At 59.7% G+C, this 22,740-nt stretch carries 24 protein-coding genes, 1 other RNA gene and 1 pseudogene; 14 read left to right on the forward strand and 12 right to left on the reverse strand.

Translation table 11 applies throughout. The annotated features are described in order from the left end of the window. Positions 1 to 348: pseudogene (locus ACIPZC_RS14230) on the forward strand (group II intron maturase-specific domain-containing protein); the annotation flags it as partial. A gap of 219 nt (positions 349 to 567) precedes the next feature. Here ACIPZC_RS14230 and ACIPZC_RS14235 read toward each other — a convergent pair. The 3 genes from ACIPZC_RS14235 to ACIPZC_RS14245 form a co-directional block, all read right to left on the reverse strand. Next, positions 568 to 831, reverse strand: a complete 264-nt coding sequence (locus tag ACIPZC_RS14235; protein ID WP_241804697.1) for a bacteriocin immunity protein — start codon at positions 829 to 831, stop codon at positions 568 to 570. Next, entirely contained in the window at positions 828 to 3,167 is a 2,340-nt protein-coding gene (locus tag ACIPZC_RS14240) for an S-type pyocin domain-containing protein (RefSeq protein ID WP_400627599.1), read from the reverse strand. Before ACIPZC_RS14240 ends, ACIPZC_RS14235 begins: the two co-directional genes overlap by 4 nt. Before the next feature lie 113 nt (positions 3,168 to 3,280). Next, complete coding sequence (locus ACIPZC_RS14245; RefSeq protein WP_241804699.1) at positions 3,281 to 3,760, reverse strand: Lrp/AsnC family transcriptional regulator; 480 nt, start codon at positions 3,758 to 3,760, stop codon at positions 3,281 to 3,283. A 127-nt stretch (positions 3,761 to 3,887) separates the two neighbouring features. Here ACIPZC_RS14245 and ACIPZC_RS14250 point away from each other — a divergent pair, with 127 nt between their 5' ends. Then, complete coding sequence (locus tag ACIPZC_RS14250; RefSeq protein ID WP_241804700.1) at positions 3,888 to 5,093, forward strand: methionine gamma-lyase; 1,206 nt, start codon at positions 3,888 to 3,890, stop codon at positions 5,091 to 5,093. Between the two features lie 62 nt (positions 5,094 to 5,155). On the opposite strand, the gene ACIPZC_RS14255 is transcribed toward ACIPZC_RS14250, so the two are convergent. Together ACIPZC_RS14255 and ACIPZC_RS14260 are read right to left on the reverse strand one after the other, a co-directional pair. Then, the gene (locus ACIPZC_RS14255; RefSeq protein WP_349976494.1) at positions 5,156 to 5,833 is read right to left on the reverse strand and encodes a hypothetical protein; all 678 of its coding nucleotides are present in this window, start codon (positions 5,831 to 5,833) and stop codon (positions 5,156 to 5,158) included. A 165-nt stretch (positions 5,834 to 5,998) separates the two neighbouring features. Continuing rightward, the gene (locus tag ACIPZC_RS14260; RefSeq protein ID WP_241804702.1) at positions 5,999 to 6,436 is read right to left on the reverse strand and encodes a YhcB family protein; all 438 of its coding nucleotides are present in this window, start codon (positions 6,434 to 6,436) and stop codon (positions 5,999 to 6,001) included. A gap of 135 nt (positions 6,437 to 6,571) precedes the next feature. On the opposite strand from ACIPZC_RS14260, the gene ACIPZC_RS14265 reads away from it, so the two are divergent. The 3 genes from ACIPZC_RS14265 to zapE all read left to right on the forward strand — a co-directional run bounded on the left by ACIPZC_RS14265 (position 6,572) and on the right by zapE (position 9,842). Continuing rightward, positions 6,572 to 7,207: an alpha/beta hydrolase gene (locus ACIPZC_RS14265; protein ID WP_241804703.1), complete on the forward strand. Its 636-nt coding sequence runs from the start codon at positions 6,572 to 6,574 to the stop codon at positions 7,205 to 7,207. 25 nt (positions 7,208 to 7,232) lie between these two features. Further along, a complete protein-coding gene (locus tag ACIPZC_RS14270; RefSeq protein WP_241804704.1) occupies positions 7,233 to 8,582 on the forward strand; it encodes a tryptophan--tRNA ligase in 1,350 nt (449 codons plus the stop codon). A 165-nt stretch (positions 8,583 to 8,747) separates the two neighbouring features. Beyond that, positions 8,748 to 9,842, forward strand: coding sequence for a cell division protein ZapE (gene zapE, locus ACIPZC_RS14275; RefSeq protein WP_110635764.1), 1,095 nt, complete (start codon positions 8,748 to 8,750; stop codon positions 9,840 to 9,842). A gap of 117 nt (positions 9,843 to 9,959) precedes the next feature. On the opposite strand, the gene ACIPZC_RS14280 is transcribed toward zapE, so the two are convergent. Both ACIPZC_RS14280 and ACIPZC_RS14285 read right to left on the reverse strand, forming a co-directional pair. Beyond that, positions 9,960 to 10,880: a GlxA family transcriptional regulator gene (locus ACIPZC_RS14280; protein ID WP_400627879.1), complete on the reverse strand. Its 921-nt coding sequence runs from the start codon at positions 10,878 to 10,880 to the stop codon at positions 9,960 to 9,962. 222 nt (positions 10,881 to 11,102) lie between these two features. Beyond that, entirely contained in the window at positions 11,103 to 12,143 is a 1,041-nt protein-coding gene (locus ACIPZC_RS14285; RefSeq protein WP_400627603.1) for an NADP(H)-dependent aldo-keto reductase, read from the reverse strand. A gap of 257 nt (positions 12,144 to 12,400) precedes the next feature. Between ACIPZC_RS14285 and rplM the strand changes: the two genes are divergently transcribed. The 7 genes from rplM to ACIPZC_RS14320 all read left to right on the forward strand — a co-directional run bounded on the left by rplM (position 12,401) and on the right by ACIPZC_RS14320 (position 17,269). Beyond that, positions 12,401 to 12,829, forward strand: coding sequence for a 50S ribosomal protein L13 (gene rplM, locus ACIPZC_RS14290; RefSeq protein ID WP_008097538.1), 429 nt, complete (start codon positions 12,401 to 12,403; stop codon positions 12,827 to 12,829). 14 nt (positions 12,830 to 12,843) lie between these two features. Then, a complete protein-coding gene (rpsI, locus tag ACIPZC_RS14295; protein ID WP_012312849.1) occupies positions 12,844 to 13,236 on the forward strand; it encodes a 30S ribosomal protein S9 in 393 nt (130 codons plus the stop codon). Between the two features lie 263 nt (positions 13,237 to 13,499). Next, positions 13,500 to 14,093 (forward strand): ubiquinol-cytochrome c reductase iron-sulfur subunit, encoded by a 594-nt coding sequence (petA, locus tag ACIPZC_RS14300; RefSeq protein WP_039604011.1) that lies wholly within the window; start codon positions 13,500 to 13,502, stop codon positions 14,091 to 14,093. Further along, complete coding sequence (locus ACIPZC_RS14305; RefSeq protein WP_241804923.1) at positions 14,093 to 15,304, forward strand: cytochrome bc complex cytochrome b subunit; 1,212 nt, start codon at positions 14,093 to 14,095, stop codon at positions 15,302 to 15,304. The genes petA and ACIPZC_RS14305 overlap by 1 nt, the downstream gene beginning before the upstream one ends. Further along, entirely contained in the window at positions 15,304 to 16,083 is a 780-nt protein-coding gene (locus tag ACIPZC_RS14310; protein ID WP_267821134.1) for a cytochrome c1, read from the forward strand. Before ACIPZC_RS14305 ends, ACIPZC_RS14310 begins: the two co-directional genes overlap by 1 nt. A gap of 120 nt (positions 16,084 to 16,203) precedes the next feature. After that, positions 16,204 to 16,827: a glutathione S-transferase N-terminal domain-containing protein gene (locus ACIPZC_RS14315; protein WP_241804707.1), complete on the forward strand. Its 624-nt coding sequence runs from the start codon at positions 16,204 to 16,206 to the stop codon at positions 16,825 to 16,827. 10 nt (positions 16,828 to 16,837) lie between these two features. Next, positions 16,838 to 17,269: a ClpXP protease specificity-enhancing factor gene (locus ACIPZC_RS14320; RefSeq protein ID WP_267821138.1), complete on the forward strand. Its 432-nt coding sequence runs from the start codon at positions 16,838 to 16,840 to the stop codon at positions 17,267 to 17,269. Positions 17,270 to 17,321: 52 nt separating this feature from the next. Here the strand turns inward: ACIPZC_RS14320 and ACIPZC_RS14325 are convergent, their stop codons facing one another. From ACIPZC_RS14325 to ACIPZC_RS14345, 5 genes are all read right to left on the reverse strand, one after another. Then, complete coding sequence (locus tag ACIPZC_RS14325; protein ID WP_241804709.1) at positions 17,322 to 17,540, reverse strand: YgdI/YgdR family lipoprotein; 219 nt, start codon at positions 17,538 to 17,540, stop codon at positions 17,322 to 17,324. Positions 17,541 to 17,619: 79 nt separating this feature from the next. Next, positions 17,620 to 18,198 (reverse strand): BON domain-containing protein, encoded by a 579-nt coding sequence (locus ACIPZC_RS14330; RefSeq protein ID WP_400627608.1) that lies wholly within the window; start codon positions 18,196 to 18,198, stop codon positions 17,620 to 17,622. Further along, positions 18,195 to 18,788: a phosphoheptose isomerase gene (locus tag ACIPZC_RS14335; RefSeq protein ID WP_008097558.1), complete on the reverse strand. Its 594-nt coding sequence runs from the start codon at positions 18,786 to 18,788 to the stop codon at positions 18,195 to 18,197. Before ACIPZC_RS14335 ends, ACIPZC_RS14330 begins: the two co-directional genes overlap by 4 nt. Positions 18,789 to 18,874: 86 nt before the next feature. Beyond that, positions 18,875 to 19,246 (reverse strand): YraN family protein, encoded by a 372-nt coding sequence (locus ACIPZC_RS14340; RefSeq protein WP_039605078.1) that lies wholly within the window; start codon positions 19,244 to 19,246, stop codon positions 18,875 to 18,877. Further along, positions 19,246 to 21,063, reverse strand: a complete 1,818-nt coding sequence (locus ACIPZC_RS14345) for a penicillin-binding protein activator (RefSeq protein ID WP_400627609.1) — start codon at positions 21,061 to 21,063, stop codon at positions 19,246 to 19,248. The genes ACIPZC_RS14340 and ACIPZC_RS14345 overlap by 1 nt, the downstream gene beginning before the upstream one ends. Before the next feature lie 187 nt (positions 21,064 to 21,250). Here ACIPZC_RS14345 and rsmI point away from each other — a divergent pair, with 187 nt between their 5' ends. Further along, the gene (gene rsmI, locus ACIPZC_RS14350) at positions 21,251 to 22,126 is read left to right on the forward strand and encodes a 16S rRNA (cytidine(1402)-2'-O)-methyltransferase (protein WP_347269619.1); all 876 of its coding nucleotides are present in this window, start codon (positions 21,251 to 21,253) and stop codon (positions 22,124 to 22,126) included. A 66-nt stretch (positions 22,127 to 22,192) separates the two neighbouring features. Next, an RNA gene (gene rnpB / locus ACIPZC_RS14355) (RNase P RNA component class A) lies at positions 22,193 to 22,566 on the forward strand. Positions 22,567 to 22,740 lie beyond the last annotated feature (174 nt).

Here is a 22,740-nt window from a genome sequence, read left to right on the forward strand (position 1 = left end):
GATGAGCTGGCATCAGCAGCCAAGGCTGCGGGTGGCAACGATGAGCCTGGGTCGCCTGCGCGACCGGCTCGCAGAGTTGCTACGCGGTGCACGGGTCGCAAGATGGCAAATACCATCGAGCGGATAAACCCTGTATTACGAGGCTGGGCGGGTTACTTCAAGCTCAGCCAGAGCAAACGGCCACTTGAGGAACTGGATGGCTGGGTCAGGCACAAACTCCGCTGTGCCATCTGGCGCCAATGGAAGCAGCCCTCTACGAGGGCGCGCAACCTGATGCGTCTGGGCTTAAGCGAAGAGCGTGCCTGTAAATCGGCCTATAACGGCCGAGGCCCGTGGTGGAACTCGGGGGGTTGGCGAAGCTTTGTTCTGCCAGCTTCTGTGCGATGTACTCTGGAAGGTGCATAGCCATGAAAGCGTTTCTCTCTTGAAGTGATGCATGGATCATGACTGTGTTTGTTTGGGTTGGAAATGTTCACCGTACTGCACTGAGTGTGAGGATTTTTCTAAAGGTTTGTAGGAAAATTCTTGCTCTAATTAGGGTGCCCCGCCGAAGCGGGGGTATATGGTTTAGTTATCCTTGAATCCGGGCTTTCCGTTAGCTGCACGCCAAGTTTTGATAATGTTCAGGACCGCTTCAGGCTCACCTTGCTCATCATTCTCGGGCCAGTAAATCAGGTCGGTTCCGCTAGGATGCTCGGTTATTGCAGAAAAGTGCTCCAGCAAAGGATCTAATACGTCATCCGGCTCCTCGGTATTGGCCCGGTATATTTCCTTTAGGAATTCAATGAATTCCAGCTCTGTATAGTCGTGGTAGTTGGTCTTAAGGCTCATGGTTTGTCTCCATAATGAATCCTATGATGAGCTGCTGGTGTCACAACCCTTAAGTTGTCAATGTCGTAGACCGCACCCCCTTCGCTGATGGGTACTACATGGTGTAGTTCAAAACTCTTCTTTTTCCCGTAAGCATCAGAGTAACGTGACCTAGGTGCGTTCCCTCTTTCCCGCATGCGGCTAAGGTTCTGTTTGGAAAATTGCTTTGAAAGCTCGGGATCATTTGCAACGATTTTCCAGAGTTTTTCTCGAAAAGCATCGTAGCTCGGAAATTCAATACCTCTAAGCTGATCGGCAATATGTGCCGGTATCGGCGCGCCTCCTTCACGGGCGGCCTCACCAAGCCAGATCCCTGTTACTTGTGCACCGACGCCTGTGACGGTACCTGGCTCATACCTTGGACTCTTGAAAACCACCAGAATAGGCGGCAATCCCGAGTCGATCGGGAAGGTGATGATCAGCCGTTCCTGATCGAGCAGATCCAGTGCCGGATAACCTTCCGTTTCATTACTTACAGGATTCAGGCTACTGCCAGTGTAAACAATCGTGCCCGGTGGAGCGGGTGGCAGGCTGGTGGAGCTACCTTCACCACCTCCGGGCGGGCTGGCGGGGGTCCAGGTCAGGATGCGCTGCGGGTTTTCAAGTACAAGGCTGTAAACCTGCCGTTCTGTATCAAACGTGGCCGCTCTTACGGCCACTGCTTTCCCACCGGGCACCACGTATAGGCCGATGTCATTCCCTTCTTCACTGCCAGCCAGTAAGTAAGGAACGTCTACGCTGGCTGACGAAAGTGCAAGGGCTGCCAGGTCAGGCCCGCCCGGCGGAGAAAGGCTGGAAAGAGGAGTGCTGATCAGGTAGCGCCTTTCAGCGTTACCGAGCGTCGAAGGCCATGCTGCCGAAAGAATGGCTACAGCCAAGGTGGCCGAAGGGGCAGCCAATCGACTTACTGCAGCGACGATCGTAGCGCGAAGGGCAACTGACGCGACCTCGACAGCGAAGCTCGCTGCCCCAATCGGAATGACGGTAGTCGCAGATGCAACAGAATGGGTGTCGTTGATATAGCTGATGCTTCTGCGTGCTACTTCCTGCCTGTGGCGTTCAGCCTCGGCAGCCAGTCGCTTCGCCTCGGCCGCTTGTCGTGCAGCTTCCTCTGCCGCCAGGCGTTCAGCTTCCGCCTTCTGACGTTCCACCTCTAGCTGACTGGCATGCTGGGCGCGTAATTGTTCAACTTCATTGGCGCGACGAACCAGATTCTGCGTACTGCTGGAGTACGCGCCGAGAAACCTGATCGACTCGCTCAGTGCCAGGGCTTGGTGATACTCCTTCCAGCGTGGACCGGCTCGTCTTAAACGTTGTTCGTCGACAAGATGCAAAAGTGCTTCAAGCTGAGGCTTTGACAGGGGGGCGTTGATCTGCGGGTTTTTTTGTTTAAATGTCGGGATCTGAGATTGCTTGGCTTGCACCATGCGTGTGGCGGTTGCCAAATAAGCATTGAGTGTTTGGGCTAGCGTCCATGAGCTGTCGATAGTGGTCTGCTGGCTCAATTCATGCTGCAGAACATTGGGTAAGCAATTGAAGTAAATCTGCCGTTCGGCAATGATTTGCGTTGTTCTACGCTCGGCAGCCTTGATGAGGTCAACCGGAGGGTGGCTCAGTTCCGCTCCATCCACTTGCGCTGCCACGGCACTGAGGTCGTCAGCCAACGCTTGGTGCTTGTGGGCTTCGATGTGTAATTTATAGGCACCCTCCCAGGATCGCTGTAATCGCGAAGAAAACGCCCTTGCGAACGCTTCATCCCTTTCAGTGAATACTCCAGGCTCCAGCAGCCTGCTCATCATCGAGTCGGCGCGCTTATAAAACGCTAGGGCGCCGTAATATGCGTTGGCATTTGGCACAATTTGCAGGTAGCCATCGCGGATTTGAGTGATGCGCGAGGTTAAAATTTTCTGTTGTGCTATCGCTTGGGAAAGTGGGTCAGGGGAGTTGGAAGCTTCAGTTGAAATTTGGAGCTTTAAGGCTCCCACTGTTTCTGGAAGTTTACTTAATTGCGGGGCATATTGCTCTTCGTAGTCTTTTTCAATAATTTGATATTCTTCGCTTAAGACCCTGCGCGCGGATATGATCCTTGAAATGTCTGACCGACTGGGGCTGGTTCCTCTTGGGGTTCCTTGGTTGAGCCCCCAGCCGCCGTAGCCTGGTCCCCCGCCGCCGGACAAAGGAGGGAGCGGTGCTCGGTCTGGGGCCTCCTCGTTCATCCAGAGCCCCTCATTCAGATTCAGCGCATTGCGGGAATCACGGAAGGGTTCACCAAATTTGATAGTGTCATCTTGAGCCATGTAGTCATCCTCCTGATCGCTACATGGCAAGCGTGCTACGGCTGGTTTTTCGTGTATGTCAGGCGCGGCTTGTCAATCGGTAGGAGACTTCCCACCGACTTGAAAGATCTGATTCAAATGTGTACTTCAGATACAGGAATTACCCGTTTTTCCTTAACGGCCTTGTAGGAAAAGCTCGAATAGATCTCTTTCACCCCCGGCAACCGCTGCAGCACTTCCCGGGTAAATTCCCCAAACGATTCCAGGTCCCGCGCCAGTATCTCCAGCAGAAAGTCATACCGCCCAGAGATGTTGTGGCAAGCCACAATCTCGGGAATCTCCATCAGCCTTTGCTCGAACGCCAGAGCCATCTCCTTGGTATGCGAATCCATCATGATGCTGACAAACGCCGTCACCCCAAACCCCAGCGACTTGGGCGACAAGATGGCCTGGTAACCGGTGATATAACCGTTGTCTTCCAGCAACTTGACCCGTCGCCAGCAAGGCGAGGTCGTCAGCGCGACCTGGTCGGCGAGTTCGGAGATGGTAAGGCGGGCATTGTCCTGCAAGGCCGCGAGCAGAGCGCGGTCGGTACGGTCGAGGCTTGAAGGCATGATTTGCCCTCCTGGTGTTGTATTTGTTGTTTTCTTTCCAAAACAGGCGCGAATGTGTGGGCAATTTTGGAAAATTTCAGGCAGCTCGGTGGCATAAGCTTATAACAAACCACCAGAGGCTGTTGCCATGCGCGACTCCCATAACAACACCGGTTTTTCCACCCGCGCCATCCACCATGGCTACGACCCGCTTTCCCACAACGGTGCCTTGGTGCCACCGGTTTACCAGACTTCAACCTATGCCTTCCCCAGCGTTGAATACGGCGCGGCGTGCTTTGCCGGGGAGGAGGGTGGGCATTTCTACAGCCGTATTTCCAACCCGACCCTGGCCTTGCTGGAGCAGCGCATGGCTTCACTGGAGGGGGGCGAGGCGGGCCTGGCGCTGGCGTCGGGCATGGGGGCCATCACCTCGACGCTATGGACCCTGTTGCGCCCCGGTGACGAGCTGCTTGTCGGGCGCACGGTGTATGGCTGCACCTTTGCCTATATGCACCATGGCATCGGCGAGTTCGGGGTAAAGGTCCGCCATGTCGACCTCAATGACGCCAAGGCGCTGAAGGCCGCGATCACCCCTAAAACCCGGGTGATCTATTTCGAAACGCCGGCCAACCCGAACATGCAACTGGTCGATATTGCGGCAGTGGCTGAAGCGGCGCGGGGGCATGACTTGCATATCGTGGTCGACAACACCTATTGCACGCCGTACCTGCAGCGGCCATTGGAGTTGGGCGCCGATCTGGTGGTGCATTCGGCGACCAAGTACCTCAGTGGCCACGGTGATATCACGGCCGGGCTGGTGATAGGGCGCAAGGCACTGGTGGATCGGATTCGCCTTGAAGGCCTCAAGGACATGACCGGTGCGGTGTTGTCGCCGCACGATGCCTCATTGCTGATGCGCGGCATCAAGACCCTGGCGCTGCGCATGGATCGTCACTGCGCCAATGCCCAGCAAGTAGCCGAATTTCTCGCGCGCCAGCCCCAGGTGGAGCTGATCCAGTATCCAGGGCTGCCATCGTTTGCCCAATACGAGCTGGCGCAGCGGCAGATGCGCTTGCCGGGCGGGATGATTGCTTTCGAACTCAAGGGCGGGATCGAGGCTGGGCGGCGCTTCATGAATGCGCTGCAACTCTTTGCCAGGGCGGTGAGCCTGGGCGATGCCGAGTCGCTGGCGCAGCATCCGGCGAGCATGACCCATTCCAGCTATACGCCCGAAGAGCGGGCGCATCATGGCATCTCAGAGGGGCTGGTGCGGTTGTCGGTGGGGTTGGAAGATGTGGAGGACTTGCTGGCAGATATCGAGCATGCGCTTAAGGCCAGCCACCAGGCTGGCTGAACTGGCCTTTCGCGGATAAAACCGTATACCTGCACTGCGCAGTCGCTATAACGTGCGTGGCCTCAGATTTCGTCTGGGTCATTGAGATAAGCGGCGTTTCTTTCAAGGATGTTCAGGCGTAACTCAAGAGGTTGCTGACCCTGCTTGCAGATGTAGGTAAACGGCACCCCATTGAAAGTACGCAGCATAAGAGGGGTTCGTCTTCCAGCAGGTGCCAGGCGCACGATTGCTTGGTCGGCGAGGTCTTCGAAGGGAATTGGCGTATCGTCGCAGTCGAGTAAGTCGAACAGCGTTGGGTAGGCACCCTTCAGTGGCGAGCGGAAAGCACCCACGCAGTCCTCGTCATGTATGTACAGCGCATGCCCGTGACGCACTTCTGAACGGACAAACAGCCGGTAGCCGTTATCTACCCGGCGGAAGTAAAGTTTCAAAGGCGGACAACTGACTGTGTCCGATACGTGGCCGAGGTAATGTGACTCGTCTCGTTTGACTGGTTGTTCAATTTTCTTTGGCTCATCTTTTCGGCGCGCTTCATTTTGTCCGGCTCGGCGAAGGGCTCTGCGAAATGTTCGACTGGCAAATCCGGCCGTCGCCAGGCCGCCCGCAGTCAGGCTGCCAGGGGGGCTCGTTGAAGTTTTTTCCAGTTCGGCGGGCCCACTGTGCAGTACGTCGAGGAAGTGCGACGTGCCATCCACGACTTCGACGGTGGCAATGAAAGAGCGTTGTCGATTAGTCAGCATAGGTCTACTCCGGTTGAGGGACTTATGCAGGATCCTGAAGTGCTTGATTGGCCGGCAGTAGGAAATGCGGCCTGAGGCGGGGTGAAGAAGGCTGAACCTTTGCGGCAGGTTTGTCTGGAGGGGTGAAGCAGGAGGAGCGGCTAGCCACTCCTCCCTGGCAATCGATCAGCGCTTGAGCCCGTAGCTCTCGTCGAGCATGCCCGGCGAGTTCGGCGACTTCGGTGCATAGTCGCGTGGCACTTCAGCAGTGTCCTTCGGCGGGGTCAGGCGGTCACGTGGACCTTGGGTGCCTTCAGAGTGCAGGGCAGCCAGCAGGCGCTGACGGGTGACATCGTCAAGGGCCAGGTTGTTGGCGCCTTCGGCAAGGTGATCCTGCACGTCCTGGTAGCTCTGGGTCAGTTTCTTGACCAGCATGGCGGTGCTGTTGAAGTGGGTGACCACTTCGTTCTGGTAACTGTCGAAACGCTTCTGGATGTCATCCAGTTGGCGCTGGGTATTGCTGGGCGCCGCATTGGGCAACAGGCGGGCCACGATGAAACCGACCGCCACACCGATGACCAGGGCCAGGGTTGGCAACAACCAAACAAGGAGCGAGAGTTCCACGAGTCCTTCCTCTATAAACGGCTTTGCTTTACGTTAACGGCTCAGACCTGCGCTGTATACCGCGAGCGATCGCAAATCAGAACAGAATTCCTCACCTAGACGAATCGACCCTCTTCGAGGTCACGGAGTAGTGCCTTGCTTGTCCGCGAAACCCCCTTGTTCATCGATGGCCCGATCGGCCAGCTGGAAGCCTTGTACCTGGACGTGGCCGATGCCCGCGGCGCGGTGTTGATCTGCCACCCCAACCCGGTCCAGGGCGGCACCATGCTCAACAAGGTGGTCTCGACCCTGCAGCGCACCGCCCGCGACGCCGGCTACGTGACCCTGCGCTTCAACTATCGCGGCGTCGGCCAGAGTGCCGGCAGCCATGACATGGGCGCCGGTGAGGTGGCCGATGCCGAGGCGGCGGCGGCCTGGTTGCGTGCCAAGCACCCCGAGCTGCCGTTGGTATTGATGGGCTTCTCGTTCGGCGGCTTTGTCGCCACCAGCCTGGCCGGTCGCCTGGAAGCCCAGGGTGTGACGCTGCAGCAGCTGTTCATGATCGCCCCGGCGGTGATGCGCCTGACCGCAGAGTTCCCGCTGCCGCAGCGCTGCCCGATTGCCGTGGTGCAGCCTGACGCCGACGAAGTCGTCGATCCGCAACTGGTTTACGAATGGTCCGACGCACTGGGGCGCCCCCATGAGCTGCTGAAAGTGGCAGAATGCGGACACTTCTTCCATGGCAAGCTGACCGATCTGAAGGATCTGCTGCTGCCGCGCCTTTCGAACTGAGCCAAGCCTGAATAAGCGAACACCCATGACCACGCGCATCCTCACCGGTATCACCACCACCGGCACCCCGCACCTGGGCAACTACGCCGGCGCCATCCGCCCGGCGATCGTCGCCAGCCAGCAGCCGGGTGTCGACTCGTTCTATTTCCTAGCCGACTACCACGCCCTGATCAAGTGCGACGACCCGTTGCGCATCCAGCGCTCGCGCCTGGAAATCGCCGCCACCTGGCTGGCCGGTGGCCTGGACCCGGCCAAGGTGACTTTCTACCGTCAGTCCGATATCCCCGAGATCCCCGAGCTGACCTGGCTGCTGACCTGCGTCGCCGCCAAGGGCCTGCTCAACCGTGCCCACGCCTACAAAGCCTCGGTGGACAAGAATCTGGAAACCGGCGAAGACCCGGATGCTGGCGTGACCATGGGCCTGTACAGCTACCCGGTGCTGATGGCTGCAGACATTCTGATGTTCAACGCCAACAAGGTGCCGGTCGGCCGTGACCAGATCCAGCACGTGGAAATGGCCCGCGACATCGGCCAGCGCTTCAACCACCTGTTCGGCCAGGGCAACGACTTCTTCGCCCTGCCCGAAGCGGTGATCGAGGAGAGCGTGGCGACCCTGCCGGGCCTGGACGGTCGCAAGATGTCCAAGAGCTACGACAACACCATCCCGCTGTTCACCAGCGCCAAGGACATGAAAGACGCCATCTCGCGCATCGTCACCGATTCGCGCGCACCTGGCGAAGCCAAGGATCCGGACAATTCGCACCTGTTCACCCTGTTCCAGGCCTTCTCGACGCCGTCGCAGTGCGCCGAGTTCCGCGAAGAGCTGCTGCAGGGTCTGGGCTGGGGCGAAGCGAAGCAACGCCTGTTCCAGCTGCTCGACGGCCAGCTGGCCGAGAAGCGCGAGCACTACCACCAGCTGATCTCGCGCCCGGCAGACCTGGAGGACATCCTCCTCGCCGGTGCCGCCAAGGCCCGCAAGATCGCCACCCCGTTCCTCGAGCAACTGCGTGAGGCCGTAGGCCTGCGTTCGTTCCGCAGCAGCGTGCAGGCCAGCACCGAAGTGAAGAAGAAAGCCGCCAAGAGCGCGCGCTTCGTCAGCTTCCGTGACGAAGACGGTAGCTTCCGTTTCCGCCTGCTGGCAGCCGATGGCGAGCAACTGCTGCTGTCGCGCAGCTTCGCCGACGGCAAGAGCGCCGGTGCCGTGAGCAAGCAGCTGCAGCAGGGCGGTGAAGCCGACGTGCGTGTTGACGGCCTCGGCTTCAGCCTGTGGCTGAACGACGAGCAGGTTGCCGACGGGCCGCAGTTCGACACAGCTGAAGCCCGTGATTCGGCCATCGAAAGTCTGCGTGTAGCGCTTCAGCCGCAACAAGACTGAGGCATATTGCCTGTAGGAGCGGGCTTGCCCGCGATCACCGGCGAAGCCGGTGCCATACAGCGTAAAAGTGCCTTGAATGAGGCATATTGACGCAAGTCGCATTGCCATTAAGCGGGCCTGTCGCTACAGTGACGGCCCGTTTTTTGTTGCCTCGCTAACGAAATCATGACGCCCCTAGAACGATATCAAGCAGATCTGAAACGTCCCGACTTCTTCCATGACGCGGCGCAGGAAACTGCGGTACGTCACCTGCAGCGTCTGTACGACGATCTCGTGCACGCGCAGAACAACAAGCCGGGCATGTTCGGCAAGCTGTTCGGCAAGAAGGAGCAGACGCCAGTCAAAGGCCTGTACTTCTGGGGTGGAGTAGGGCGCGGCAAGACCTATCTGGTCGACACCTTCTACGAAGCGCTGCCGTTCAAGCAGAAGATGCGCACGCACTTCCACCGCTTCATGAAGCGCGTCCACGAGGAAATGAAGACCCTCAAGGGCGAGAAGAATCCGTTGACCCTCATCGCCAAGCGCTTCAGCGAAGAAGCCAAGGTGATCTGCTTCGACGAATTCTTCGTCTCCGACATCACCGATGCCATGATCCTCGGCACCCTGATGGAAGAGCTGTTCAAGAACGGCGTCTCGCTGGTGGCGACCTCCAACATCGTCCCTGACGGCCTGTACAAGGACGGCCTGCAGCGCGCACGCTTCTTGCCGGCCATCGCCATGATCAAGCAGTACACCGATGTGGTGAACGTCGACAGCGGCGTCGACTACCGCCTGCGCCACCTGGAGCAGGCCGAACTCTTCCACTTCCCGCTCAATGATGCGGCGCACCAGAGCATGCGCGCCAGCTTCAAGGCGCTGACGCCCGAGTGCACCCAGGCCGTCGAAAACGACGTGCTGATGATCGAAAATCGCCCGATCAATGCCCTGCGCACCTGCGACGACGTCGCCTGGTTCGACTTCCGCGCACTGTGCGACGGGCCGCGTAGCCAGAACGACTACATCGAATTGGGCAAGATCTTCCATGCCGTGTTGCTGAGCAACGTGGAGCAGATGGGGGTCACCACCGACGACATCGCCCGCCGCTTCATCAACATGGTGGACGAGTTCTACGACCGTAACGTCAAGCTGATCATCTCGGCCGAGGTGGAGCTGAAGGACCTGTACACCGGCGGGCGCCTGAGCTTCGAGTTCCAGCGGACCCTGAGCCGTTTGCTGGAAATGCAGTCGCACGAATTCCTGTCTCGCGCTCACAAGCCATAAGATCTTGGGGCCGCTTTGCGGCCCTTTCGCGACACAAGGCCGCTCCTACAGGAGATCGCATAACCCTTGTAGGAGCGGCCTTGTGTCGCGATGGGCTGCAAAGCAGCCCCATGGGCCTCAAGCCTCTTGCATGAACTGCTGCCGATATTGATTCGGCGACAACTCCGTGTGCTGGCGGAACAACCGCGCAAAGAAACTCGCATCGTCATAGCCGACCTCATAACTGATGGTCTTGATGCTCTTGCGCGTGCTCGACAGCAGCCCCTTGGCTGTCTCGATGCGTAACCGCTGCAGGTAGTGCAGCGGCTTGTCACCGGTCGCCCCCTGGAAGCGGCGCATGAAGTTGCGGATGCTCATGCCATGGTTGCGGGCCACGTCCTCGAAGCGGAACTTGTCGGCGAAGTGCTCCTCCAGCCAGTGCTGGATCTGCAGGATGATCAGGTCCTGGTGCAGCTTCTGGCCACCGAAGCCCATGCGCCCTGGCGTGTAGTTGCGCTGCACTTCGTAGAGAATGTCGCGGGCCACGGCGCGCGCCACATTGGCCCCGCAGAAGCGCTCGATCAGGTAGATGTAAAGGTCACAGGCTGAAGTAGTGCCGCCGGCGCAGTACAGGTTGTCGGCGTCGGTCAGGTGCTTGTCCTGATTCAGGCGGATCTTCGGGTAGCGCTCGGCAAAGCTGTTGAAGAAGCGCCAGTAGGTGGTCGCCTCCTTGCCATCGAGCAGGCCGGATTCGGCCAGCCAGAACACACCGCTGGCTTCGGCACACAACACGGCGCCACGGGCGTGCTGCTCGCGCAGCCATGGCAGCACCTGTGGGTAACGTTGCTGGAGGTTGTCGAAATCTTCCCAGAAGGCCGGGAGGATGATCACGTCGGCATCATCGAGGCCGCCATCGACCGGCAACTGCACATTGCTGAAGCTGTCCACCGGCTTGCCATCGGGGCTCACCAGGTGAATCTCGAACATGGGCTGCAAGCCCAGGCCCAGTTGCTTGCTGTAGCGCAGGCTGGCGAGATGGAAGAAATCCTTGGCTTGCATCAGGGTCGAAGCGAACACCTTGTCAATGGCCAGGATGCTGACGCGCCGCAGCGACGCGGAGGGTTGGGTAAACATCATTGTCATTGTTCTTATAGGGTAGAGTGGTCAATCACCGGCTGGATCGTCTTATGTTTTTTGTCGAGCTGCAAGCTTCGAGCTGCAAGCGGCAAGAAAAAAGCAGCGAGTGCAACACTCACTCTGACTTGCAGCTTGCAGCTTCGCTCAAGGCGCGGGGTTCGGCTGCTCCTGATGAATCGCTTCGATCGCCGCCAGTAGCTCATCGCTCAGGTTCAGCTCCAGGCTGTTGAGGTTGCTCTGAAGTTGCACCAGGTCAGTGGCACCGATGATGTTGCTGGTCACGAAGGGCTGGCGGGTGACGAATGCCAGGGCCATCTGCGCCGGGTCCAGCCCGTGTGCCTGGGCCAGTTGCACATAACGGCTGCAGGCCGCCACTGTCTGTGGGTTGGAGTAACGGGCGAAGCGGCTGAACAGGGTCAGGCGACCATTTTCTGGTCGGGCGCCGTTTTCGTATTTGCCCGACAGCATGCCGAAGGCCAGCGGCGAGTAGGCCAGCAGGCCGCACTGCTCGCGGATGGCCACTTCCGCCAGGCCCACCTCGAAGCTGCGGTTGAGCAGGTTGTACGGGTTCTGTATCGACACCGCCCGAGGCCAGCCGCGGGTTTCGGCCAGGTGCAGGAACTTCATGGTGCCCCACGGCGTTTCGTTGGATAGGCCAATGTGGCGGATCTTGCCTGCCCGCACCTGCTCGTCGAGCACCTCGAGGGTTTCTTCCAGCGGGGTGAACAGGTCATGCGCCAGGTGCTGGTAACCCAGCTTGCCGAAGAAATTGGTGCTGCGCTCCGGCCAGTGCAGCTGATACAGGTCGATACGGTCGGTCTGCAGCCGCTCAAGGCTTGCATCCAGCGCCGCGACGATATGCTGGCGGTTGTGCTTGAGCTGGCCGTCGCGGATATGGCTGATACCGTTGCCGGGGCCTGCGACCTTGCTGGCGAGAATCCAGTCATCGCGGTCGCCGTGCTGGCGGAACCAGTTGCCGATGATGCGCTCGGTGGCGGCATAGGTCTCCGGGCGCGGCGGCACGGGGTACATTTCTGCGGTGTCGATGAAGTTGACCCCGCTGGTTTTGGCCAGCTTGATCTGGGCGAAGGCCTCGGCCTCGTCGTTCTGCTCGCCCCAGGTCATGGTGCCCAGGCACAGGGCGCTGACATCGAGATCGGTACGGCCAAGCTTGCGGTATTCCATCGGGAAAACACTCCTAGGCAAAGACACCCATAAAAGCAGGTTGAAATTTTTCGCGCAATCTGGATAATTCGGCGCCTCTCCGTGTGGCGGAAGTGATGCACCACCACGCAGGAAGAACCCCGTCGAACATTGGCGTGCCCGACCCGAGCCCCCAAAAGCGTCTGTGTTCGGCTGCGCGTTTGCCCTTGGCAAGCTGTGCACTATCCAGTAAGATTCGCCGTCTATTTTTCGCTGGGCGGCCTCTGAGGCTTTAGAGAATGAAAACTTTTACTGCTAAACCGGAAACAGTAAAGCGCGAGTGGTTCGTAGTCGACGCCGCTGGCCAGACCCTGGGTCGTCTGGCTACCGAAATCGCTAGCCGTCTGCGTGGCAAGCACAAACCAGAATACACCCCTCACGTTGACACCGGCGACTACATCGTCGTTATCAACGCCGAGCAAATCCGTGTAACTGGCGCCAAGTCTTCCGACAAGATGTACTACTCCCACTCCGGCTTCCCGGGCGGTATCAAGGAAATCAACTTCGAGAAGTTGATCGCCAAGGCCCCTGAGCGTGTTATCGAAACCGCGGTCAAAGGCATGCTGCCGAAGAACCCGCTGGGTCGCGACATGTACCGTAAGCTGAAAGTGTACGCGGGTGCTGCTCACCCACACACTGCTCAGCAGCCTCAAGAACTGAAGATCTAACGGGATAGTTCATTATGTCGGCGACTCAAAATTACGGCACTGGCCGTCGCAAGACCGCAACCGCTCGCGTTTTCCTGCGTCCGGGTACTGGTAACATCTCCATCAACAACCGTCCTCTGGACACCTTCTTCGGCCGCGAAACCGCTCGTATGGTTGTTCGCCAGCCGCTGGAGCTGACCGAGAGCACCGAGAAGTTCGACATCTACGTCACCGTTGCCGGTGGTGGTGTCAGCGGTCAAGCCGGTGCGATCCGTCACGGTATCACCCGCGCTCTGATGGAATACGACGAAACCCTGCGTGGCGCTCTGCGTCGTGCTGGCTACGTCACCCGCGACGCTCGTGAAGTCGAGCGTAAGAAAGTGGGTCTGCGTAAAGCGCGTAAGCGTCCTCAGTACTCCAAGCGTTAATACCGCTTCGGCAGTCGAAAAAAGCCCGGTTCCTTGGAACCGGGCTTTTTTTATGTCTTGAACTAACCTGTCAGCATGCCCGTGGTGTCCTGCCGCATAGACGCAGATCAAGCAAAGCGAGGGTTGTAGCCCATACCGGGGTTAATCACCTTGTCACTGTGTGGATTTGTTTCTTACCATGGCGGCCAATTTTGGGTGCCACAGACATTACCTAAGTACAGGCCTGATTCAACAGGCCAAGCAAGCTGATGGGAGAGGACTGAATGAGCAATGACGGCGTCAACGCAGGCCGGCGCCGCTTCCTCGTAGCCGCGACATCCGTGGTCGGGGCAGCGGGGGCAGTGGGGGCTGCGGTACCGTTCGTAGGGTCATGGTTTCCCAGTGCCAAGGCGAAGGCGGCTGGTGCACCGGTGAAGGTCAACATCGCCAAGGTTGAACCTGGGCAGCAGATGGTGGCGGAGTGGCGCGGTCAGCCAGTGTTCATCGTGCGGCGAACGGACGAGATCCTGGGGAACCTCAAGAAGGTCACGGCCGAGCTCGCCGACCCTGAATCGAAGGCCTCGGTGCAGCCGGAGTACGTGGATCCCCAGGTGCGCTCGATCAAGCCGGAAATCCTCATTCTCGTAGGCCTGTGCACCCACCTTGGCTGCTCGCCGACCTTCCGCCCGGAAGTCGCGCCCGCCGACCTTGGGCCGAAATGGGTGGGGGGCTACTTCTGCCCCTGCCACGGTTCCCACTACGACTTGGCCGGGCGTGTCTACAAATCGCAGCCAGCACCTCTCAACCTGCCAGTGCCACCGCACTCTTACGAGTCGGATGACATCGTCGTCATCGGCGTCGACCAGGAGAAAGCATGATGAGCAAGTTCATGGACTGGATTGATGCTCGCTTCCCCGCCACCAAGATGTGGGAAGATCACCTGAGCAAGTATTACGCGCCCAAGAACTTCAATTTCCTGTATTTCTTCGGCTCGCTGGCCCTGTTGGTGCTGGTCAACCAGATCGTCACCGGTGTATGGCTGACCATGAGTTTCACGCCCTCGGCGGAAGAGGCCTTCGCGTCCGTCGAGTACATCATGCGGGACGTGGAATACGGCTGGATCTTGCGCTATTTGCACTCCACCGGCGCTTCGGCGTTCTTCGTGGTGGTCTACCTGCACATGTTCCGTGGCCTGCTCTATGGCTCCTACCAAAAGCCACGGGAGCTGGTCTGGCTGTTCGGTATGCTGATCTACCTGGCGCTGATGGCCGAGGCCTTCATGGGCTATCTGCTGCCTTGGGGGCAGATGTCGTACTGGGGAGCCCAGGTGATCATCTCGCTGTTCGGTGCAATCCCGGTGATCGGCGACGACCTCACCCAGTGGATCCGCGGTGACTACCTGATTTCTGGCATCACCCTCAACCGCTTCTTTGCGCTGCACGTAGTAGCCCTGCCGATCGTCATTCTCGGGCTGGTCGTGTTGCACATCCTCGCCTTGCACGAGGTGGGCTCGAACAACCCGGACGGGGTCGATATCAAGAAGAAAAAGGACGAAAACGGTATCCCGCTGGATGGTATTCCGTTCCACCCGTACTACACCGTCAAAGACATCGTCGGCGTGGTGGTGTTCCTGTTCGTCTTCTGTGCGGTAGTGTTCTTCTTCCCAGAAATGGGCGGCTACTTCCTGGAAAAACCCAACTTCGAACAGGCCAATGCGTTCAAGACGCCCGAGCATATCGCGCCGGTCTGGTACTTCACGCCGTTCTACGCGATTTTGCGTGCGGTGCCCGACAAGCTCATGGGCGTAATCGCCATGGGGGCCGCGATCGCCGTGCTGTTCGTGTTGCCTTGGCTCGACCGGAGCCCGGTACGCTCAATGCGCTACAAGGGCTGGATCAGCAAGGTCTTCCTGCTGGTGTTCTGCATTTCCTTCGTCATCCTCGGCATTTTGGGGGTGCTGGCACCTACCCCAGGCCGCACGCTGCTGTCGCAGGTGTGCACCGTGCTGTACTTCGCCTACTTCCTGTTGATGCCGTTCTACACAAGGCTTGAGAAGACCAAACCGGTTCCGGAAAGGGTGACTGGCTGATGAAAAAGTTGATTGCAGTATTTTTGCTGGCAGTGATGCCTGCCTTTACCTTTGCTGCCGGACCGGGGCTGGAGCTGGACAAAGTCGATATCGACCTGACGGACAAGGCTGCGATGCAGGATGGTGCGCGCACTTTCGCCAACTATTGCATGGGTTGCCACAGCGCCAAGTTCCAGCGTTACGAGCGCGTAGCCGATGACTTGGGAATACCCCATGAGCTGATGCTCGAGAAACTGGTGTTCACCGGGGCCAAGATCGGCGACCACATGAACATCGGCATGAAGCCCGATGATGCCAAGACCTGGTTCGGTGCTGCGCCGCCTGACCTGACCCTGGTTGCCCGGGTGCGGGGTACCGATTGGCTGTACACCTACCTGCGCAGCTTCTATGAGGACAAATCGCGGCCTTATGGGGTCAACAACAAGGTATTCCCGAATGTCGGCATGCCCAATGTGCTGGTCGGGCTGCAGGGTAACCAGGTGATCGGGTGCAAGCAGGTGCAGAGGGTGGTCGATGGCAAGAAGCAATTCGACCCCTTGACCGGCAGCCCTTTGACCCATGAAGCGTGTGACCAGCTGACCATCACGCCGAATTCCGGTACCCTGACGCCTGAGCAGTTCGACGAGAAGGTCAAGAACCTGGTGACCTTCCTGGCCTATTCGGCCAACCCGGTCAAACTGGAAAGCCAGCGCATCGGCACCTATGTGTTGCTGTACCTGGCCTTCTTCTTCGTGTTCGCCTACTTGCTCAAGCGCGAATACTGGAAGGACGTGCACTGATCACGCAGTAGTTTCTGGTAGTTGAACGCGCCCTGGGCGCCCCCTCGTCTAAGCGAAGGGGCCTCCAGGGCGCGTTTGCATTTGCAGTTTCACAAGCATCCCCATGCGAGGAGGCGCTACATGGGCGCGACCATCAGGTTAGCCTGCTATTCCGACCCCGCTGATCATTATTCTCATCGGGTACGCCTGGTTCTCGCCGAGAAAGGTGTCAGCGTGCAGATCATCGACGTCGATCCCGGTCGTCTGCCACCCAAGCTGGGTGAAGTGAACCCTTACGGCAGCGTGCCGACCCTGGTCGATCGCGACCTGGCGTTGTATGAATCGACCGTGGTGATGGAGTACCTCGAGGAGCGTTATCCGCATCCGCCGCTGATGCCGGTGTATCCGGTGGCGCGTGGTAACAGCCGCTTGTTGATGCATCGCATTCAGCGTGATTGGTGCGTGCTGGCCGATACCGTGCTCGACTCGCGCAGCAGTGATGCCGCCCGTGCCGAGGCGCGCAAGGCGCTGCGTGAGAGCCTGACGGGCGTCTCGCCCTTGTTCAATGAGTTCGCTTGCTTCATGAGCGATGAGCAAAGCCTGGTCGATTGTTGTCTATTGCCCATACTCTGGCGTTTGCCGGTACTGGGTATCGAATTGCCGCGGCAAGCAAAGCCGCTGCTGGATTACATGGAGCGACAGTTCGCCCGCGAGCCTTTCCTGGCGAGCCTGTCTTCCGTTGAACGTGAAATGCGCAAGCTTTAAGGAGCCGTTGATGAACTCCAGTCGCCCCTATCTGGTTCGAGCACTGTACGAGTGGATCGTCGACAACGATTGCACGCCCCATATGCTGGTCAATGCCGAATACCCGGCAGTCCAGGTGCCGCAAGGTTTCGCCAGTGACGGCCAGATCGTCCTGAACATCTCCCCAAGTGCCGTGCGCAGCCTGCACATGGACAACGATGCGGTGAGCTTCGAAGGGCGCTTCGGTGGTGTTGCCCACTCGTTGTTCGTGCCGGTCGGCGCAATTTTGGGCATATATGCCCGCGAGAACGGCCAAGGCATGGTCTTCGAGCTGGAGCCTCCGTTGATGGACGGTGAAGAGCCGGAAGATGAGGGTGTCGAGCCGGACGACGACGGCCCGCCGGAAGGGGGTGGCCAGCCGCCGCGTCCGACTGGTCGGCCGAGCCTGAAGGTGGTCAAGTAACGAAAAAAGGCGATCCGTCAGGGTCGCCTTTTTCTTTGCTGCGCGGTGACGGTTACAGGTCGCTGATGGTGCGGATCTGGTCACGGTTAACGCGGGTCTGTTTACCGTCGAGCTGCTGGAATTCGTAGAAGCCGGACTCCTGATCGAACGTCGGCTCGTCAACGGTCTGGAACTCGCGACCGTCGTTCAGGGTAATCAGGCTAGGGGTGGAGCAGCCGGCCAGGGTGGCGAAGGCGCCGATCAGTAGGGCGGGCAGCAGAAGCTTTTTCATACGGTGTTTCCTGAAGTTGCGAAGGTAGAGCGATCAGGTTGCCTGTACCAGTGCCCAAGGGCCGGTGCAGGCAAGGGTGTCAGTCGATGTACTCGAACAGCTTGACGATCTTTTGCACGCCCGACACGCCCTGTACCACAGCGGTGGCTGCGTTTGCTTCCTGTTGAGTAACCAGGCCGAGCAGGTAGACGATACCGTTCTCGGTGATCACTTTGATGCGCGAGCTGGGCACGGCATTGTCGGTGAGCATCTGGGTCTTGATCTTGGTGGTCAGCCAGGCGTCGTTATTGCGTGCAAGGATCGAGGAGGGTTGCATTACCTGCAGCTCGTTATGCACCCGCTTGACCCGCTGCACCTGGCTGGCGGTCTGCTCGGCCAGGCTCTTGAGGTCGGCGCGCGGGGTTTGGCCGGCGAGCAGGACAATGCCGTTGTAGCTGCTGACGACGATGTGTGAGCCTTCGTCCAGATCAGGGCTGGCTTTCGCGATGTTTACCGAGGCCTTGGTTTCGATCAGCGAGTCATCGATCTTGCTGCCGATGGTGCGAGTGCCGCGATCATCCTCGATAGGCGAATTGCGGGTCGAGGTCAGTACCGAGCTGCAGCCGGTGAGGCTCAGGCACAGGGTCAGGGCCATCAGGCCGAGGCGCTTGGGGATCATTCTTCACTCCCGAACAGTTGGCTGTCGATCAGATCACACAGGCAGTGGATCGCCAGCAGGTGGACTTCCTGGATGCGTGCAGTGACCGTCGAGGGTACGCGGATCTCCACGTCCTCGGGCAACAGCAGCGAAGCCATGCCGCCACCGTCACGCCCGGTCAATGCTACGACAATCATTTCGCGATCATGTGCCGCCTGGATCGCTTGAATCACGTTTGCCGAGTTGCCGCTGGTCGAAATCGCCAGCAGCACGTCGCCGGGCTGGCCGAGGGCGCGAATCTGCTTGGAGAAGATTTCGTTGTAGCTGTAGTCGTTGGCAATCGAGGTCAGTGTCGAGCTGTCGGTGGTCAGGGCGATCGCCGGCAGGCTCGGACGCTCACGCTCAAAGCGGTTGAGGAGTTCCGACGAAAAATGCTGGGCGTCGCCGGCCGAGCCGCCGTTGCCGCAGGCGAGCATCTTGCCCTCGTTGAGCAGCGCATTGACCATGACCAGGCTGGCCTGCTCGATGTGCGGTGCCAGGATGTCCATTGCCTGTTGCTTGGTATCGATGCTGGCCTGGAACAGCCGGCGAATTCGGGATTGCATGTCCATCTGGTGACCTTAAGTGGGGCGGTGGCCTTTGCTACACGCAACAGGGACCAGCCCGCGAAACATAGAGCAATAAAAGGGGAGTGGGTTCAGCATTCGAAGGCGTTTTTCAGCCATTGAAGCGGCCTGCCTGCGTGGTGGCTACCCTGCAAGGCGACAACATCGAAGCGGCACGGGTGGTTGGCCCAGCAAGACTCCTTCAGCAGAAAAAGGCTGGCGGCATGCACCAGTCGCTTCTGCTTGCGCCCGTCGATACTGCCGAGGGCGCCACCGAAGCCCGCGTGCAACCGATAGCGGACTTCGACGAATACTACTGTATCGGTGTCGAGCATGACCAGATCAAGCTCGCCACCTTTGCATCGCCAATTACGCGTCAGCAGTTGCAGGCCTTGCCCTTGAAGAAATTCAAGGGCTTGGTTTTCTGCGGCATGGCCGGCGCTGGTTGGCGATGCTTGGGGCATCAGCGGAGGGTATCGGGCAGGCGCTTGACCTGGCCGCCCGAGAATTCAGCCCACGGCAGCTGGCGCTCGATACGCTGGCTGGCGTTCATGCTCAGGCTGCCCGACAGGCCCTGTACACGGTTATCCGGCAGCGCTTTGAGCTGGCCCAGGCGGGGCGCCAGGCTATAGGCGTCTACACCCATGGCATACAGACGGCCCAGGCTGCCAGCGGCTTGTGGCCACTGCTGGATCACCTGCTGACGCAGGCTGTTGGTGGTGTCGAGCAGCCACGGGGTTTCGCAGAAACGGATGCCGTTCATGTCCTTGTACTGGTTGACGTCACCGCTGGCGCTGTACAGGTTCGAGGTGGCATAGACCGGAACGTCGCCAGCGTACTGGAAGTTCAGGGTTGGCTTGATCTGCTGCGCCTGTTGCGGGGTCGAGGCGAGGAAGATGAAGTCGATGTCCTGGCGGCGCGAGGGTTGCGCAGCAATGGTGCCGCCCACCGTGCTCTGCAGGCTCTGTGCGCGGCCTTCGCTCTGGCGCAGTTGGAACAGATTGGCGATCTGTTGGGCCAGGGCAACTGGCTGGGCGATGCGTTCGGCGGCGAGGATGGTGCCGCCATTGCCTTCCCAATCCTGGCGGAACGCGGCAAGCACGCGGTCGCCCCATTCACCGCTCGGCACCAGGGCCACCGCGCGAACCATGCCATCGGCGCGGGCGCGGCGCGACACTTCGCGGGCTTCGTCCTCAGCAGCCAGGCCGAACTGGAAAAGTTGTGGCGGGGCGGTCTGGCCGGCGTCAGCGTAATTCAGGGCGAGGGTGGTGATGGGCAGCTGGGCGTTGGCGGCCAGTTTCTTGACCAGTGCTTTTTCCAGCGGGCCGACTACCAGTTGCACGCCATCGGCCTGGGCCTGGCGATAGAAGTCATCCAGCGAGCCGATGCGTGAGCTGTCATACACCTGTACGGCCGGCGCTTGCTGGCCCGCCTGCTGGGCCTGGAAGTGCGCGGCCATGAAGCCGTCACGCAGGGCGCGGGCGACACCGGCAAGCGGGCCTTCCTGGGGTAGCAGCAGGCCGATCTTGGTCAGCGGCTGGCTTGCCAGCTCCTTGAGCTTGACCAAGGCCGATGGCAGCTGCAGTGCCGCGGGATGGTCTGGGTGTTGCTGGCGCCAGGTCTCGATCGCGGCCTGCTGCTGCTCCAGCGTGCCTGCGCTTTTCACGGCCAGGGCCAGGCGGGTCCAACCGGCCAGGGTCTGGTCGCCAGCGGGCTGCTGCAGTTGCTCTGCCGGCAGCGAGGCGACCAAGGACCAGATCGCGTCATTGTTGGCGGCGGCAGCCTGGCCGCTGAGCAGTGGGGCCAGCATCACGCGCTGTTGCGCAGCGGCCAGGGCTTGACCGTCGGCTTCCAGGGCGGCGGCGTGGACGCTATACGTGCGCACCTGCTGCTCTGCCGGCAATTGGCCGAGGTGCTGCAGGCTGGGGTGCGACAAGGCGCTGAGGGCGGCTTTGGGCTGGTTGCGGCTCATGGCCAGTTCGGCGCCCAGTGTGGCGGCGAAGATCTGCTGGGCAGGCTTGAGCGTATCCATGGGGACCTGCTCGAGAATGCGTGCCGCGCGCGGGTAGTCCTTCTGCTTGTATGCCAGGTCGGCAGCGCTCAGGCGCAGCAGGGCGGCATCTTCGGCAGACGTGCTGGCCGCCGCTTTTTCGAGCAGTTGCTCGATGCTGGCGTCCGGCGTGCGTGGCAGCTCTCCGAGGCTGGATGAGGGCGAGCTGGCGCAGGCTGCCAGCAAGGCAGCGAGGCAGAGGGCTGTGAGCAGCCGCAGGCAAGCGATCATGTAAAGGTCCTGTTACTCGATCAAGTTGGCCGGCAATTGTACCCAAGCGTTGGCCGGGGCGCGATGTTGCTGAACGCGAACCTTCACTATAGGTGTGCCTGAGGTGGCTGCTGGTGAAGTTCTTTGCGCCCTGTTACCGGCGCTCGGGCTACAATGGCGCCTTTGATCCGAAAGGCAGGTGTGCGCAGTGACTGATGTGGCAGGGGCTTCGAAATCCACCGTGGGGACGCTGTACGTGGTCGCGACCCCCATTGGCAACCTCGACGACATGAGCGCCAGGGCGTTGAAGGTGTTGGCTAACGTCGCCCTGATCGCCGCCGAGGACACCCGGCACTCGATCCGCCTGCTGCAGCATTTCGGCATCGATACGCCGCTGGCAGCCTGTCACGAGCACAATGAACGGGACGAAGGCGGGCGTTTCATCACCAAGCTTCTGGCCGGTGAAGATGTGGCGCTGGTTTCCGATGCCGGTACGCCATTGATTTCCGACCCTGGTTACCACCTGGTGCGCCAGGCGCGAGCCGCCGGCGTCGATGTGGTGCCTGTGCCTGGCGCCTGTGCGCTGATTGCCGCGCTTTCGGCGGCCGGGCTGCCCTCTGATCGGTTCATTTTCGAAGGCTTCCTCCCCGCCAAAAGCGCAGGCCGCCGTGCCCGGCTCGAACAGGTGAAGGAAGAGCCGCGTACCTTGATTTTCTACGAGGCGCCCCATCGCATTCTCGAGTGTCTGGAGGACATGGCGCTGGTGTTCGGTGCCGAGCGCCCGGCGTTGCTCGCGCGTGAGCTGACCAAAACCTTCGAGACCCTCAAAGGCTTGCCGCTCGGGGAACTGCGCGAGTTCGTGGCGGGTGACAGTAACCAGCAGCGCGGCGAGTGCGTGGTGTTGGTCGGTGGCTGGAGTGCGCCGGAGGGTGAGGCGGCGATCAGCGTCCAGGCGCAGCGTGTACTGGACCTGCTTTTGGCCGAATTGCCGCTCAAGCGTGCGGCGGCCCTGGCGGCGGAGATAACCGGCGTGCGCAAGAACCTGTTGTATCAGGCGGCACTGGAAAAGCAGAAAGCGCAGTAGTGGCGCTTTGATATAATTGCGGTATTGCTTGTTCTTGAGCGCAGCTGCCGTTAACCTTGGCGCCGGAGAGTCGATCGGACAGTCGCTGCCCGCTTTGGTTCCGCAACTTTTGTTGCGTAACGGCGGGGGGAGGAAAGTCCGGGCTCCATAGGGCAGAGTGCCAGGTAACGCCTGGGAGGCGCGAGCCTACGGAAAGTGCCACAGAAAATAACCGCCTAAGCACTTCGGTGCCGGTAAGGGTGAAAAGGTGCGGTAAGAGCGCACCGCACGTCTGGCAACAGTTCGTGGCTAGGTAAACCCCACTCGGAGCAAGACCAAATAGGGTTCCATCAGGCGTGGCCCGCGTCGGAACCGGGTAGGTTGCTAGAGGCGTCCAGTGATGGCCGTCGTAGAGGAATGACTGTCCTCGACAAAACCCGGCTTACAGATCGACTCTCCACCTCTCCTCCCTTCTGCTTGATCGATGGCAGAGCGTGTTTGTAATACCGAAAAGATCTTACTCTTCATAAATCACTTTAAGTTCAAACGGTATCCGTTTGAGTGGGTTTGATTTTTCACGCTTTTTTTTACCCTCTGTAGTCCTTCCTCCTTCCTTTATTGAGCTAAATCTCGGT

Source organism: Pseudomonas sp. NPDC089743 (assembly GCF_044748785.1).
Classification (GTDB): Bacteria; Pseudomonadota; Gammaproteobacteria; order Pseudomonadales; family Pseudomonadaceae; genus Aquipseudomonas; species Aquipseudomonas putida_X.